Origin of the sequence: Marinobacter panjinensis (genome assembly GCF_005298175.1) — a bacterium.
GTDB classification, from domain to species: domain Bacteria; phylum Pseudomonadota; class Gammaproteobacteria; order Pseudomonadales; family Oleiphilaceae; genus Marinobacter; species Marinobacter panjinensis.
The window spans coordinates 852,570-866,794 of record NZ_SZYH01000001.1; the positions used below are offsets into that span (position 1 = coordinate 852,570).

The 14,225-nt window shown below is 56.5% G+C and carries 15 protein-coding genes and 2 tRNA genes; 2 read left to right on the forward strand and 15 right to left on the reverse strand.

The features are described 5' to 3' along the window. Positions 1 to 35 precede the first annotated feature (35 nt). Positions 36 to 761: a polysaccharide deacetylase family protein gene (locus tag FDP08_RS03835; RefSeq protein ID WP_137434699.1), complete on the forward strand. Its 726-nt coding sequence runs from the start codon at positions 36 to 38 to the stop codon at positions 759 to 761. Between the two features lie 53 nt (positions 762 to 814). Here FDP08_RS03835 and FDP08_RS03840 read toward each other — a convergent pair whose 3' ends face one another. The 7 genes from FDP08_RS03840 to FDP08_RS03870 all read right to left on the reverse strand — a co-directional run bounded on the left by FDP08_RS03840 (position 815) and on the right by FDP08_RS03870 (position 6,776). Beyond that, entirely contained in the window at positions 815 to 1,822 is a 1,008-nt protein-coding gene (locus FDP08_RS03840; RefSeq protein WP_137434700.1) for an NAD-dependent epimerase, read from the reverse strand. Positions 1,823 to 1,842: 20 nt separating this feature from the next. After that, positions 1,843 to 2,577, reverse strand: coding sequence for a TIGR04219 family outer membrane beta-barrel protein (locus FDP08_RS03845; RefSeq protein WP_137434701.1), 735 nt, complete (start codon positions 2,575 to 2,577; stop codon positions 1,843 to 1,845). Between the two features lie 34 nt (positions 2,578 to 2,611). Continuing rightward, entirely contained in the window at positions 2,612 to 3,325 is a 714-nt protein-coding gene (gene purC, locus FDP08_RS03850; protein WP_137434702.1) for a phosphoribosylaminoimidazolesuccinocarboxamide synthase, read from the reverse strand. A gap of 45 nt (positions 3,326 to 3,370) precedes the next feature. Further along, a complete protein-coding gene (gene bamC, locus FDP08_RS03855; protein ID WP_228263228.1) occupies positions 3,371 to 4,402 on the reverse strand; it encodes an NlpB/DapX family lipoprotein in 1,032 nt (343 codons plus the stop codon). A 103-nt stretch (positions 4,403 to 4,505) separates the two neighbouring features. Beyond that, positions 4,506 to 5,381 (reverse strand): 4-hydroxy-tetrahydrodipicolinate synthase, encoded by an 876-nt coding sequence (dapA, locus tag FDP08_RS03860; protein WP_137434704.1) that lies wholly within the window; start codon positions 5,379 to 5,381, stop codon positions 4,506 to 4,508. A gap of 72 nt (positions 5,382 to 5,453) precedes the next feature. After that, positions 5,454 to 6,518, reverse strand: coding sequence for an AI-2E family transporter (locus FDP08_RS03865; RefSeq protein ID WP_137434705.1), 1,065 nt, complete (start codon positions 6,516 to 6,518; stop codon positions 5,454 to 5,456). A gap of 30 nt (positions 6,519 to 6,548) precedes the next feature. Next, positions 6,549 to 6,776, reverse strand: coding sequence for a sulfurtransferase TusA family protein (locus FDP08_RS03870; protein WP_137434706.1), 228 nt, complete (start codon positions 6,774 to 6,776; stop codon positions 6,549 to 6,551). 154 nt (positions 6,777 to 6,930) lie between these two features. On the opposite strand from FDP08_RS03870, the gene FDP08_RS03875 reads away from it, so the two are divergent. Next, positions 6,931 to 8,409: a M48 family metalloprotease gene (locus FDP08_RS03875; RefSeq protein WP_137434707.1), complete on the forward strand. Its 1,479-nt coding sequence runs from the start codon at positions 6,931 to 6,933 to the stop codon at positions 8,407 to 8,409. Positions 8,410 to 8,411: 2 nt separating this feature from the next. Here FDP08_RS03875 and nadA read toward each other — a convergent pair whose 3' ends face one another. From nadA to tolR, 8 genes are all read right to left on the reverse strand, one after another. Beyond that, positions 8,412 to 9,473, reverse strand: a complete 1,062-nt coding sequence (gene nadA, locus FDP08_RS03880) for a quinolinate synthase NadA (RefSeq protein WP_137434708.1) — start codon at positions 9,471 to 9,473, stop codon at positions 8,412 to 8,414. 148 nt (positions 9,474 to 9,621) lie between these two features. Then, positions 9,622 to 9,697 (reverse strand) — tRNA-Lys (locus tag FDP08_RS03885). A gap of 67 nt (positions 9,698 to 9,764) precedes the next feature. Further along, positions 9,765 to 9,840: transfer RNA gene (locus FDP08_RS03890), tRNA-Lys, on the reverse strand. Between the two features lie 85 nt (positions 9,841 to 9,925). Next, complete coding sequence (gene ybgF / locus FDP08_RS03895) at positions 9,926 to 10,699, reverse strand: tol-pal system protein YbgF (RefSeq protein WP_137434709.1); 774 nt, start codon at positions 10,697 to 10,699, stop codon at positions 9,926 to 9,928. Positions 10,700 to 10,711: 12 nt separating this feature from the next. Further along, the gene (pal, locus tag FDP08_RS03900) at positions 10,712 to 11,290 is read right to left on the reverse strand and encodes a peptidoglycan-associated lipoprotein Pal (RefSeq protein ID WP_137434710.1); all 579 of its coding nucleotides are present in this window, start codon (positions 11,288 to 11,290) and stop codon (positions 10,712 to 10,714) included. 73 nt (positions 11,291 to 11,363) lie between these two features. Next, positions 11,364 to 12,617, reverse strand: coding sequence for a Tol-Pal system beta propeller repeat protein TolB (tolB, locus tag FDP08_RS03905; RefSeq protein ID WP_228263340.1), 1,254 nt, complete (start codon positions 12,615 to 12,617; stop codon positions 11,364 to 11,366). Between the two features lie 89 nt (positions 12,618 to 12,706). After that, positions 12,707 to 13,747 (reverse strand): cell envelope integrity protein TolA, encoded by a 1,041-nt coding sequence (gene tolA / locus FDP08_RS03910; RefSeq protein WP_137434712.1) that lies wholly within the window; start codon positions 13,745 to 13,747, stop codon positions 12,707 to 12,709. A 21-nt stretch (positions 13,748 to 13,768) separates the two neighbouring features. Then, entirely contained in the window at positions 13,769 to 14,215 is a 447-nt protein-coding gene (gene tolR / locus FDP08_RS03915) for a protein TolR (RefSeq protein ID WP_137434713.1), read from the reverse strand. Positions 14,216 to 14,225 lie beyond the last annotated feature (10 nt).

Here is a 14,225-nt window from a genome sequence, read left to right on the forward strand (position 1 = left end):
TCAATTAGGCTGTCCTTTCCCAAAATGGTATTTCTATGAAAGCCATCCTTACTTTTCACAGCATTGATGACCGGGGCACCGTACTCAGTTTCCCACCTGAAACCTTTGCGAGGATGATCAATGAGGTTCTGGAAGAAGGGGTTAACATATACAGCCTGGATCAACTGCTTAGTCCGGAAACCGACAACGCGGTCGCCATCACCTTTGACGATGGAATGCGCTCCGTTTACCAGAATGCGCTACCGGTTTTGAAAGATGCCAAGGTGCCATCGCACCTCTACCTTACGACTGGCTATGTTGCTGGCAAGAACAATTGGCCAACTCAACCAGCCGGCGCCCCTGCCTTCGACATGATGAGCTGGCGGGAGCTAGAGGCGTGCGCCGACGCAGGCATGAAGATCGAAAGCCATACAGTATCTCACCCCAACTTGTGCCTCCTTGGCCAGGAACAGATTGAAGAGGAATGTGAAACTGCAAACCAGAGTATTGAAAATCAGTTTGGGCGTCGTCCACAGCATTTTGCCTATCCCTACGGGATATACGACGCCCGGGTTGCTGAGATTGTCGGCGAGAAATATCAAACCTGCGTAACAACCTCTCTGTTGCCACTTGGGCAGAAACTCAACACTGCGGAGCTGCCCAGGATAGACAGCTATTACCTGCAAAAACGCAAAGATTATCGAAACTTCTTCTCTCCCACCGCGAACGGTTATTTGCGCCTACGGCATGGGATGCGGGTTTTTCGGAGTATGCTTTCGTAAAATCATCAGCGGATATGCAGCAAGTGCATAGCTTCAGATTGCTGACCACCTGCCTAAATCTTGTAGAAATCCCGATACCAGTCCACAAAGTTGGCAATGCCCTCTTCCACCGTGGTAGAAGGCTTGTAGCCAACATCGCTGATCAGGTCGTCCACATTGGCGTAGGTGGCCGGTACGTCACCCGGCTGCAGGGGTAGCAGATTTTTCTCCGCCTTCTTACCAACGCGCTCTTCGATGATTTCGATGAAGCGGGATAATTCTACCGGGTTGTTACTACCGATGTTGTACAGGCGGTATGGAGCCTTGCTGGTGCCCGGATCCGGTTTTTCGCCGCTCCACTGAGGGTTGGCCGTGGCAACGTTGTCCAGGGTTCTGATAACCCCTTCCACGATGTCATCAATGTAGGTGAAGTCCCTTCTGTGATTGCCATGGTTGAACACGTCAATGGGCTCACCTGCCAGGATTTTTTTGGTGAAGATGAACAGAGCCATGTCCGGACGGCCCCAGGGTCCATATACGGTGAAGAACCGCAGGCCGGTGGTCGGCATGTTGTACAGGTGGCTGTAGGTGTGGGCCATCAACTCGTTGGCCTTTTTGGAGGCCGCATACAGGCTCAGGGGGTGGTCCACGTTGTCATGCACGGAGAACGGCATGGTTTCGTTGGCGCCGTATACAGAGCTGCTGGAGGCGTACACCAGGTGCTTCACATCATTGTGGCGACAGCCCTCAAGGATATTGGTGAAACCCACCAGGTTGGCGTCAATATAGGCATGGGGATTTTCCAGCGAATACCGCACGCCCGCCTGGGCTGCCAGGTGAACCACCCGTTCCGGCTTCTGCTCCCGGAACAGCGCTTCCATGGCAGATCTGTCAGCCACATCCTTGCGGACTTCGGTGAACCCCGGCTTACAGGTCAGGCGTTCCAGGCGCGCTTCTTTGAGAGTGGGATCGTAGTAATCATTGACGTTATCCACGCCGATCACTTCATCACCGCGGTCAAGCAGCCGATGCGCCAGATGGGAGCCGATAAAGCCCGCCGTACCCGTAACCAGAATTTTCAAAGTTCTTTCTCCCTGTTCCTTCAGAAGGTCAGCCCGGCACTCACGAAAGGGCCGCCCAGTTCAATATCCAGACGGTCGTCACTGTCTTCGAAATCAATGCTGATCTGGCGATAGCCGGCGCGAAGCTGCAACAGCGACAATTCGTATTGGCCATAGGCGTTGTAGTCGTAGATCGAATCACCGTCAAAGCTGATCAGGTTGGCTTCGCCACCAACCGATACACCCGAGAATGGCAGGTCGAAACGGGCAGCCAGGTAGCCCATGGGGATAACACCATCTACTTCTGTTTGAGAGACACTTCCTATCCCTCCAATCTCCTGAACGGTCAACTCGCCATCCAGGCTGCGGGCTGTCAGGCCCAGATCCAGATTGACCCAGTTATCCAGTACTTCGTAGTAAAGCGTGACGTCAAACTGGGTCAGGTCGAGATCGGAATCCACTTCCACGCCGCCTGGAACCACATCAAACTGTGTAGACAATTCCCCACGTCCACTCTGCTCAATACCAGTGTAGTTCAGGCGAACGTTCGGCAGCACCGGAACCGGGTGCTCGAAATAGGCACTCAGGTTGGCGTTGGTGTCGCTTTCCAGGTCCAGGTCGTTTTCAACGTCGACCGCATCGTTGTTTTTGCCGGCCTTGCCGGACAAATCAGAATCCCAGTAGCTGATGTTGGCACCCACACCGATCACATCGGCAGAGACCACGGGGGCGGCAATAATCAGTGAGCCGCCGAGGGCGAGAATCAGTTTACGCATAAGACACCTGTTTCTGTTTGTTGGTTTTGACGGATCAGTCAAAACTGATACCGAGCCGACGACCCACCTCTTCGTAAGTCTCGATTACATCGCCCAGTCCCTGACGAAAACGGTCCTTGTCCATTTTCTTGCGGGTTTCCCTGTCCCAGATACGGCAGCCATCGGGGCTGAATTCGTCCCCGAGGACGATCTCGCCGCCTGCGCGGCCGAATTCAAGTTTATAATCCACCAGCAGCATGCCGGCCTGGTCGAACAACGCCTTGAGGACATCGTTCACCTGATACGTCAGTTCTTTCATTCGGGCAAGTTCGTCGGCTTTCGCCCAGCCAAAACTGACCGCCAGTGACTCATTCACCATGGGATCGTGCATGGCGTCATTTTTCAGGAACAGTTCGAAGGTGGGCGGATTCAGTTCCAGCCCTTCTTCCACCCCCAGGCGGCGACAAAGGCTACCAGCAGATATATTCCGGACCACGCACTCCACCGGGATCATGTCCAGCTTCTTCACCAGCGACTCGGTATCGGACAGCAGGCCTTCAAAGTGAGTGGGAACACCGGCCGCTTCCAGTTTTTCCATGATAAAGGCATTGAAGCGGTTGTTGACCATGCCCTTGCGGTTCAGCTGCTCTTTTTTCTCGCCATCGAACGCGGACGTATCATCGCGAAACACCATAACGAAACGATCGGGATCGTCCGTGCGGTAAACAGATTTGGCCTTGCCTGCGTAAAGTTCTTCACGCTTTTCCATCTCGGGTCTCCGGGGGTACCCGCACTGCGCGGGCACTGCTTGCTATTAGTAAAGGTATTCGAACAGTTCGGACAACAGCTCCGGGGATCGGTCATCGCCGGTATAGTCCTCAGCGCGGTTGACTGTCACCACAATATCGCCTTCGCTTTCGTCCAGTCGCACGTCAAAGCTGTGTTCAGGCTCGGGATCGTCGGAGAACCAGCTGAACCAGCCGGGCTCGCGCTCTGATTCCGGTCGGAAGTCTACGAAGAAATAGCCCTCGTCGCGGTTCAGATCCACTACCGGCACACCGGCTTCATCCAGTGAGCGCCTCACCTCTGCCCAGGCACGACCATAATCCAGGCTCATGACAATCTGCTGCGGGGTCTCATTGTCTGACACCAGGCGGACAAGTGGCTCACTGACCATGCCCAGAGCAGCGCGGGAGTAGGATTTGCTGTCTTCGCGGTTCTTCAGGTGCTCTGCCAGATCATCCAGCAGAACCTTGCTGGTGCTTAGCTGCTCCTCGCTGCGCCGGTCGCGGTCCCCCCATGGGAGCAGCTCGTCCGGATCATCCTCAACCTCGAAGGTGCGGAACTGGATCTCGGTGGTTTTGCGCCGAACACCCGGTGCAATGCGCGCCTGCACCACAATCCGGGCCTCCTGACCGTCAGGGTTGTCCGGAAGCTCAAGCAGTTCCCTTGCCTGTTTGCTGAAGTTGACCAGCTCACTCTGGATCAGCCCCAGTTGAGGGCTGTCGTGGGCCACGCCAAGCCCATTCTCGTTCATATAGGTGGTCAACGCTGGCCACAGCCGTCCCGGTACATCGTTTACCAGCAGCCACACCTGACCGTCCAGTTCCTCGACAACGTAATTCTCATCGAGGATGTCGGAGGTCATGTCGGGAGGATTGGGAATGCTGTCACGGTACATGCGACCAGAATCCGCGGCATTGATCTCACGGATGGGCATCACCTGGGTGAACTTCCCCTCATCCGCCGATGGCGGGAGTTTCAGAGGTGTACCTTCGGGTTCGTCAACGTAGCGCTCGGACCGGTCTTCAATAAAGCTACAGCCAGCGAGGGCCAAAACAAGCATCAGGCCCGAAAGGGGCCTGATGAAATGTGCAGATCTTGTGTTTTCTGTCCTGAACCTAAACGCCATCAGGCGACTCCAGTTACGATAGATGATACAGCCCGACTCAGAGTACGCCAGAGGCTCTCAATGCTTCTTCCACCTCGTCGTGGAACTTTTCGCTCAGCGGGGTAAGCGGCAGGCGAATGCCCTCACCGATCATTCCCATTCGATGCAGGGCCCACTTCACGGGAATGGGATTCGCTTCGAGGAAGAGCTTCCGGTTCAACGGCATCAGCAGTTCATTGAGCCTGTCGGTTTCCTCCTGATCACCCGCAATTGCTGCTTCACACAGTGCCGCCATGGCTCCGGGAGCGACGTTTGCGGTTACCGACACATTGCCTTTGCCGCCGGCCAGCATAAGCCCGGCTGCGGTTGCGTCATCACCGGAGTAGACCACGAGCCGTCCTTTGACGGCTTCGATCAGCTCGGCACCGCGGGGAATGTTGCCGGTGGCATCCTTGATGCCGATGATGTTCGGGATGTCTGCAAGGCGTTCAACGGTTTCATTGAGCATGTCGCAAGCTGTGCGCCCGGGCACGTTGTACAGGATCTGGTTAACCGGAACCGCTTCGGCGATGGTCTTGAAGTGGCGGTAAAGACCTTCCTGGGTAGGCTTGTTGTAATAGGGTACAACCAGCAGGCAGGCGTCCGCACCCAGCTTGTGGGCTGCTTCGGTCAGCTCTATGGCTTCACGGGTGCTGTTGCCACCGGTACCGGCGATAACCGGGATGCGACCATTAACGCGTTTTATGATGTGCCCGATGACCCGCATGTGTTCGTCCGGGTCCAGCGTTGCGGATTCACCCGTCGTACCAACAGCCACGATGCCATGTGTCCCGTTGTCCAGATGAAAGTCCACCAGCGTATCAAGCTGCTCCCAATGGATGCTGCCATCGGGATGCATGGGCGTGACCAATGCGACAAGGCTACCCGTAATCATAAAAGCTCCGTACGAATAAAAACGATATGGTAATGTTGGGCACCCACTGACACAAGGGAATTAAAGGAGTTGTCATGTCGGTGCCTGCTGATCCTTCACCGGCCAGGCCGAGAATATGGCCTTGAGCATGGTCGCCAGGGGGATCGCAAAGAAAACGCCCCAAAGCCCCCAGATACCACCGAAGAACAGGACTGCAATGATAATAGCCACAGGATGCAGGTTGTTCACTTCCGAGAACAATACCGGCACCAAAACATTACCGTCCAGCGCCTGGATGATGCCATAGGCCACCATAACCCAGATAAAGTCACTGCCCCAGCCAAAGGCAAACAGTGCAATCATGGCAACCGGAATGGTGACAACCGCAGCGCCGATATAGGGAATAACGACACTCAGGCCGACCATCAGGGACAGCAAAGCCGCATAGGGCATACCCAGTAACTTGAAAGACACATAGGTTACCCCGCCCACAATAAGAATCTCCACCGCCTTGCCCCGTACATAGTTGGCACACTGCAGATTCACTTCATTCCATATTCTGACCATCATCGGACGCTGGGACGGCAGCATGCGGGAGATGGATTCCAGAAGATAGCGGCGATCCTTGAGGAAGAAAAACACCAGGATCGGCAACAGCACCATGTAGATCAGCAGGGCAACCAGATCAGGAATGCTGGCCAGCGAGAAGGACACCAACCACTGGGTCATCCGTCCGGCTTCTGTGGTCACCTGATTATAGATGGTGTTGATACCCTCCATGGAGATCAGCGTGGGATACTGTTGGGGAAGCACCTCAAGGTAGGACTGCATTTCCCGGAATATGCGGGGAGCTTCGCCGGCAAGAGAGGTCACCTGGGTCCAGATCAGTGGCAGCAGGCCGAACAGGAAACCGATCAGGACGCCAAGAAATATCAGGAACACCCCGATGATAGAGACGATTTCCGGGACACCCATCTTGTTAAGCTTGGCAACCAGACCCTGCAGAATGAATGCAACGATGACTGCGGCAATGGCGGGAGCCAGCATGGCGCCGAACAGAATGACAAAAACAATCCCTGCCAGTATCAGCAGGAAAAGAATGACGGCTTCTTCATCTGAAAAGTATTTGTGGGCCAGACCACGTAAGATTCTGATCATGAACAACTCCGAATGGTCACCACTGCAGGTTTAGCCGCCGCACTTTATCACAAAGGTGAAGTTACCACCCTGTTCGGATGAACTGACCAGCTCATGGGCAGACAACCTGAGAAACGCGGGAATATCCCGAGCCGACCCGGCGTCGGTGGCAATCACTTCCAGCTCCTGGCCGGGGGACATGCTGTTCAGTTCGAGCTTGGTTTTAAGTAACGGCATGGGGCAGCGAAGCCCCGATGCATCAAGTGTTCGATCAGCCATGACAACCAGATACCCGTATGGTCAAAAGAAGAGCCGGCATTATGCCGACAGTGTTACTTTAATGCATCACAATCGTAACGGGCCATACAGAAGCGAACTTTCAGTGGCACAATGCTGTCTGACAACATCACATGACAAGGGACACTGCCCATCCATGACCCCGACAGATCGAAGCCCTGCGCCCTGGCAGGGAGTAGTGGCATTCACGCTGACGCTATTGGTGACCGTGTTTTCAGGTAAAGCGCTGGCCCAATCCCCGGACAGCACCCTGCCCTCCATCGGTGGAGCCGGTGGCGGGCTGATTTCCGGCCAGCAGGAAGCCGATATCGGCCGCCAGGTCATGACGTCTATCCGCCGGTCGGCGCCGCAGATCACCGACCCGCTGGTCTACGACTATCTCAGCTCGATTATTTACCAGCTGGTTCCGTCAGCACCGCTTTCCAGCAGTGACCTCACGCTGGCCATTATCGACAGCCCGGACATCAACGCGTTTGCGGTGCCGGGCAACATCGTCGGCGTTAACGGTGGCTTATTCCTGAACGCCAGCAGTGAGCAACAGTTTGCTTCGGTACTCGCCCACGAATTGGCTCACCTGAGCCAGCGTCATTTTGCCCGGCGTCTTGAGCAGCAGGAAGCCAGCACGCCGTTGACGATTGCCGGCATGATCGCGGGCATCGTGTTGTCAGCGGTGACCCAGTCGGACATCGGAATAGCCGCCATTGCCGGCACCCAGGCACTGGCAATACAGAACATGCTTGCCTACAGCCGCGCCCACGAGCAGGAAGCCGACCGTATCGGCATGGAAATTCTGGCCGATTCAGGCCTCGATCCGAGGGGCATGCCGGAAATGTTCGAGATCATGATGCGCCAGAACCGGCTCCAGGGAAACCGGGTGCCAGAGTACCTGTCTACTCACCCGCTTACCCAGAACCGGGTTTCTGACACCCGCAATCGTGCCGAGCAATACCCTCGCCGGGATGTGGTCGACGCCCAGGAATACCACCTGGTTCGCGCACGCCTCCAGGTACGCTATTCCAAGTCGCCGCAGGTGGCGGTGGAGACCTTCCGGGATTACCTGGAGCGCCCAGATACCGAAAAACCCGATGCCGTACGCTACGGGCTTGCCGTCGCCTTGCTGAACGCCGGCAACTACAACGACGCAATCACCGAACTTGAGCGGCTGCTTGAGAGCACACCGGGGCGAATTACCTACCAGGTCACCCTGGCGGAAACCCTGATTGAACAGGGGCAGCTGGAACAGGCCCGCAGCCTGCTGGCAGAGGCACTGGACCGGAATCCAGGCAACTATCCCATTACCGACATGCTGGCCCGGGTGGAAATCGAGGACGGTAACGGAAAACGTGCCGCGGATTATCTGCACCAGCTGACACGAGAGTTACCACAAAAAGAGCACCTGTGGCTTCGGCTTGCGGAGGCCGAGGGAATGGCCCGGAATATTGTGGGTGTTCACCGGGCCCGTGCCGAGCACGACATTCTGATGGGAGACCTGGAGTCAGCCCAGCGTCAGTTGCGCCAGGCCCAGGAACGGCTGCCAGCTGGCGCGCCTCTCAGGCAGGTTGTTACCGAACGTCTGTCCCAGGTATCGGCCAGGCTCAACCAGCAGCGCAGCTGAGTTCAGGCGTTGCCGGCGGCCTTCAGGTTCATGTTGGCGGTGAAATCCAGCATCCTGTGAAGAGGCTTCAGCGCCTTTTCCCGTACCTCAGGGTCCACGTGGACTTCCTGGTCACCGTTTTCGATGACCGCCAGCAGGTTCTCCAGCCCGTTCATGGCCATCCACGGACAATGAGCGCAACTGCGACAGGTGGCGCCGTTTCCGGCGGTGGGAGCTTCGATCAGGGTCTTATTTGGCGCCAGCTGCTGCATCTTGTAGAAGATACCGTTGTCCGTTGCCACAATGAACTGCTCATTGGGCAGCGTCTGTACCGCGTGAATCAGTTGCGACGTGGACCCTACCACGTCGGCCATTTCCACCACGGCGTCCGGGGATTCCGGGTGAACCAGTACGGCGGCATCCGGATACAGTGCCTTGAGATCCTCCAGCCCACGATATTTGAATTCTTCATGAACGATACAGGAGCCATCCCACAACAGGACGTCAGCTCCGGTGGTCTTCTGGACATAATGGCCAAGGTGTTTGTCCGGCGCCCAGAGAATCTTCTCACCACGGGCGTCCAGTGATTCCACAATTGCCTGGGCGCAGCTGGAAGTCACCACCCAGTCGGCTCTGGCCTTCACGGCCGCGGAAGTGTTGGCGTACACCACCACGGTTCTGTCCGGGTGCTGATCGCAAAACTCGGCAAATTCGTCGGCCGGGCAACCAATATCAAGGGAACAGGTGGCTTCCAGGGTTGGCATCAGAACCCGCTTTTCGGGGTTGAGAATCTTCGCGGTCTCGCCCATGAAGCGAACACCAGCAACGACAACGGTTGATGCTTCGTGCTGATTACCGAAACGGGCCATCTCAAGAGAATCCGCCACACAGCCACCGGTTTCCTCCGCAAGGCGTTGGATATCCGGGTCTGTGTAATAATGCGCCACGAGCACTGCATCCTGAGCCTTCAGGGCGGCACGGATACGGGATTCCAGATCGGTTTTTTCTGCCTCACTGAGGCTCTTGGGCTCAGCCTGGTGTGCCAGGTGCTCCTGAACCAGAATACGGTCTTCACCTCGTGTCATCACTGCATCTCTATATTGCGTCAACGTGCGGAGTATATCACTTCGGGTCGGTTACGTTCCCTACCCACAGATGTATGACCGTACAACCAAAAAAAAAGAGCCCTGAGGCTCTTTTTTTCAACAGAAAGCAATTTGCTGCCTGTTTTTTTGGTGGGTCGTGAAGGATTCGAACCTTCGACCAATTGGTTAAAAGCCAACTGCTCTACCAACTGAGCTAACGACCCGCAACTACCTGCCCGTTTCCGGACCCGGAACCAAACGATGAAACGTCCCACCGATTCGTTCGCAATTTGGTGGGTCGTGAAGGATTCGAACCTTCGACCAATTGGTTAAAAGCCAACTGCTCTACCAACTGAGCTAACGACCCAAACGAGGCGCATATAGTAATGATTTTTCAGCGCCAATCAACCCCTAATTCCCAGGTTTCTCAACATTCTTCCCACCAACGGACATCAGGTACTACCGGAATCCAGATACTTTTGTGCCAGCTTCGCGGCACTGGTATCCGGGTAATCCTCAATCACGGTTTCCATGCGTGACCGGGCCTGGTCCTTGTCACCCAGCCGATCCAGTGTGACACCAAGCTTGTAGACAGCGTCCGGAGCCTTGCGATGGTCCCCGTAGCGGGTGGCGACAATGGTGAACGCCTGCCGGGCCTGCTCAAGCTGATTCTCGACCAGATACACCTCACCCAGCCAGTAATAGGCGTTTACAGTAAGATCGCCCTCTTCGTACTCATCAATAAAGTCATACAGCCCGTTAATGGCCTGGTCGTAGTTCTTGTCCTGATGAATAAGCGTCTGGACCTTGTCATAGGCGCTTCGTTCGTCGTCGGAAGGTTGACGGTAGATTCTGGTTTTTACTCCGGAACTGCCCCCTCCGGCATCAGAATCACTGGCGGTGGAGCTAGGCGCCGGTGCTTCAGCCACCTTTTCAGAGAGCTTCAGGATCCGCTGGTCAAGATCAATATAGCGGTCACGCGATTGCTTGGTCAGACGGTCAATCAGGTTTTGCTGCTCTTCTACCCGACCCTGCAGCCGGCGGATCTCGCCCTGCAATTGCTGGATCATGTAGAACAGCTCGGCATTAGCCTGGTTGTTACCGGCCTTGCGCTCGGCTTCCGAGGAATTGTCCTGGAACATCGGAGAAACGGATTGCGCCAGGGCGCTACCCGCCGGCCCGAAGGCCAGCGGGAGCAGCACTGTCGCCATGAGCAGATGTCTCATGGGGTTCGCCTGTTACTGGAAAACAAGTTCAACGCGACGGTTTTGGGCCCACGCACTTTCGCTGGAACCCATCACGGCCGGCTTCTCTTCACCATAGCTGATGGTTTCCATCTGGCCTCGGGACGCGCCGTTCACGATCAGGAAGCGCTCAATGGCGTTGGCGCGACGCTCGCCCAGTGCCAGGTTGTACTCCTTGGTGCCACGCTCGTCGGCGTGACCTTCAATGCGTACATTCTGGCCAGGATTGGCCTGCAGATAGCGGGCGTGGGCAACCAGCACTTCACGGGCTTCAGACTTGATCTCAGCGGTATCAAAATCGAAGTAGAACGTGGTGATTTCACGCATCGCATCCGCTTCAGCGCGTTCGGCACGGGCTTCAGCGGCACGGCGCTGCTCTTCAGTCATTTCCGAGGAGGACACGCCACCCTCATCATCACCGCCATAAACCGTGCTGCCGCCGTCCTGGTCTACGGCAGAGACATCAGAACCATAGGCGCCGTCTTCAGTGGTATCACCGGTGCTGCTACAACCGGCGATCAGGCCAAGGGACAGAGCCATGGCAAACAATTTGTGGTGAGCTGCTAGTTTCATAATCATTTCCTTCCTTTTTGACAGTCTGTTGTACTTGAATAAGAACGAATCTGTTGGGTTCGGAGTTCCGGTTTTACCGAACGATCGGTGACCATGCCGGATCGCGCACATCACCCTCCGAGGCCGGCAGACTATAGGCGGCGCCACCGTCTGCAGCAATTACAGTTAGTACACTGTTGCCGCCCTGCTTTGTTGCATAGATCAGCATCCGGCCGTTCGGCGAAATACTGGGTGACTCATCGGAGCCGGTGCGAGTCAGGATTGTCTCTTCCTCCGTCCGCAGGTCGGTCCGGGCTATGTGGAACGAGCTGTCCCGCTGGTGCACATAATAGATGTATTTACCGTCATTGTCGGCACGCGGCCGGGCATTGTACCGGCTGCCAAAGGTAATCCTGCGGGGCGCCGCTTGCTCGCCGGATTTATGATAAATCTGGGGCCCGCCGGAACGGTCAGAGGTAAAGAAGAACCCCTCCCCGGTATGATCCCAGGTAGGCTCGGTATCAATGGACCAGTGATCGGTCAACCTTTTCAGCGAGCGGCTCTGAATGTCCATCTTGTAGATTTCCGCGTTGCCATCCTTCGACAGTGTAAGCAGGAGCGAGCGGCCATCCGGTGAAAAAGCCGGTGCCGAATTCAGGCCGGGGAAGTCGGCAATCCGGGTGCGATTGCCCGATGAAAGCTCATGAATGTAAATAGCCGGCTTACCGGTTTCGAACGACACGTAGGCAAGTTTCTCCCCATCCGGTGACCAGGCTGGAGACAGGATGGGCTCATCACTTTCCAGTCGTACCCGCGCCCGTTTGCCATCCACGTCGCTGACCTGGAGACGGTACAATGCATCGCCACCGGAGCGTTGCAGAGTGACGTAGGCCAGTTTGGTGGAAAATGCCCCGGGTACACCGGTAATGGCCTCGTACACCCGGTCACTGATGTGATGGGCCAGGCTTCGGGTGCTGTTGACGGAGGAGGAGGCTGTGGCCCCCATGATCCGCTCTTCACGGTTTACATCGAACAGTTCGTAGCGCGCCTCAACCTTGTCGCCTTTGCGTGTCAACTGACCAACCAGCACATAGCGTTGGCCAAGCAACCGCCAGTCGCGGAAGTAAACGTCCTCGCCTTTCGAAGGCAGACTGAGCATTTTTTCCGCGGGCAGAGGGCGGAATTCACCAGTCATGGAGAGGTCGTCCTGCACAATACGGCTTATTTTATCGCCCGCCGGCAGGACTCCGACCTCTGAAAAGGGAACGACGGCTACCGGAATGGCAGAGTCTGCCCCCTCGGTAATCCGTATCAGCAATTCGGCACTGGCCGGGCTGCTTCCGATCATTACGGCAATCGCCAACAACCATGTCACTGCGGCTCCTGCGAGCTGTCTGCCTGTACTTGTCCGGTTTATCATCTGTGGTCCCATCATCCTTATCTTAACCGCCGGGGATTGAACTCAATCGTAAACTGGCGGAAATAGCGTTCAAATGTGTCACGATCATCCGGAATCGGATACCGGCTCAGCGATTTCACCGCCCCCAATGCCGAGTTATCAAACGCGGTGTTACCACTGCTGGAGACAAGCTTTACCGACGCAAGTTCACCGGTGGGTAGCAGGGTAATCTGCAACCTTGCGGTCATCTCCTCGGTTGCCGACGACGGTGGATACCAGGCCTGGCTTAACCGCTCACGAATCAACGCCTGGTATTTCTGGCTTTCCGACAACATCTGGATTTCGCGTGCTTTCGCTGCAGCCGCTTCGCGGCGCTCCCGCTCCTCGGCTGCGCGCTGCTGTTGCGCCTGGTCCGCCAGGGCTTCCAGTTGCTGCTCTTGCAGACGACGCTCACGCTCTTTGCGTTTGCGCTCGGCTTCCAGCCGCTCCCGTTCTTCCCGTGCCTTGCGCTCCGCCTCCTCTTGCTTACGCTGCTCCTCGGCCCGCCGTTTTTCTTCGGCAGCCTTGCGGGCAGCTTCTTCCTGGCGGCGCTTCTCTTCCTCGGCTTTCTGGCGCTCACGTTCCTTCGCTTCAGCCTCGGCTTTCTGTCGGGTGGCTTCCTCCTCCGCCTTACGCTGCTGCTCCCGCTCGCGCTGTGCCTCTTCTTCCTGACGCTGACGTTCCTGCTCGCGTTCCTTTTCCTGCTGGATGCGACGCGCCTCCTGGCGGGCACGCTCCTCTTCCTCGGCTTTCTGTCGTTCAGCCTCTTCCTGCCGCTGTTTCTCCTGCTCCTCCTGCCGGCGCTCTTCGTCCCGGTCAGGCTGGTCTACCGGTTCTGTGACAGGGCTGGGCTCGGGTTCGTTCTGGGTGACCAGTCGCGCAGAAATACTGGGTGGCTGCGGGTCATCCTTGGGAACAGACCAGGACCAGCCCGCCAATGCCACCCCCAGAACCAGCCCATGCATCAGGATGGACAGTGCGACAGGCGACTTCCAGGGCGGCGTCCCCGTACTGATTAAATCACGCTCATGACCTCTCACAAAAACCTGCCTGCCCTGTGCTCACTCATCGTTGGTTGGTGCTTCGGTAATCAGACCCACATTGGTGGCACCCGCCGCCTGCAACTGGGACATCAGACGAACCACCGTGCCATATTCCACATGCTCGTCTCCGCGCACCAGAACTTCACGATCTGTACGCTGGGACAGGATCTTGGAGATCCGCTCACGAATATCCCCCAGCGACATCGGATCGCTGCTTTCGTCACCTACATCCATGAAATACGCGCCATTGCTGTCCACCGACACCACAATGGACTCCACGTTCTTGTCGGACTGGATTGGCTCGGAGGTTGTTTCCGGCAAGTCCACCTTGACGCCCTGCGTCAGCATTGGCGCTGTCACCATGAAGATGATCAGCAGCACCAGCATCACGTCGATGTAGGGCACAACGTTGATTTCCGACATCGGCTTGCGGCGGTTTGCCGGCATCATTCCCATGCCTTTCATGTTCCTGCAC

Bases quoted from the DNA above. Each gene is read 5' to 3' on its own strand.
- pal (WP_137434710.1), bottom strand. From the start codon at position 11,290: ATGAAACTAGCAGCTCACCACAAATTGTTTGCCATGGCTCTGTCCCTT.
- FDP08_RS03875 (WP_137434707.1), top strand. From the start codon at position 6,931: ATGACCCCGACAGATCGAAGCCCTGCGCCCTGGCAGGGAGTAGTGGCA.
- FDP08_RS03870 (WP_137434706.1), bottom strand. From the start codon at position 6,776: ATGGCTGATCGAACACTTGATGCATCGGGGCTTCGCTGCCCCATGCCG.
- dapA (WP_137434704.1), bottom strand. From the start codon at position 5,381: ATGATTACGGGTAGCCTTGTCGCATTGGTCACGCCCATGCATCCCGAT.
- bamC (WP_228263228.1), bottom strand. From the start codon at position 4,402: ATGCTTGTTTTGGCCCTCGCTGGCTGTAGCTTTATTGAAGACCGGTCC.
- tolB (WP_228263340.1), bottom strand. From the start codon at position 12,617: ATGATCGGAAGCAGCCCGGCCAGTGCCGAATTGCTGATACGGATTACC.
- FDP08_RS03865 (WP_137434705.1), bottom strand. From the start codon at position 6,518: ATGATCAGAATCTTACGTGGTCTGGCCCACAAATACTTTTCAGATGAA.
- purC (WP_137434702.1), bottom strand. From the start codon at position 3,325: ATGGAAAAGCGTGAAGAACTTTACGCAGGCAAGGCCAAATCTGTTTAC.
- tolR (WP_137434713.1), bottom strand. From the start codon at position 14,215: ATGAAAGGCATGGGAATGATGCCGGCAAACCGCCGCAAGCCGATGTCG.
- nadA (WP_137434708.1), bottom strand. From the start codon at position 9,473: ATGACACGAGGTGAAGACCGTATTCTGGTTCAGGAGCACCTGGCACAC.
- FDP08_RS03835 (WP_137434699.1), top strand. From the start codon at position 36: ATGAAAGCCATCCTTACTTTTCACAGCATTGATGACCGGGGCACCGTA.
- ybgF (WP_137434709.1), bottom strand. From the start codon at position 10,699: ATGAGACATCTGCTCATGGCGACAGTGCTGCTCCCGCTGGCCTTCGGG.
- FDP08_RS03845 (WP_137434701.1), bottom strand. From the start codon at position 2,577: ATGCGTAAACTGATTCTCGCCCTCGGCGGCTCACTGATTATTGCCGCC.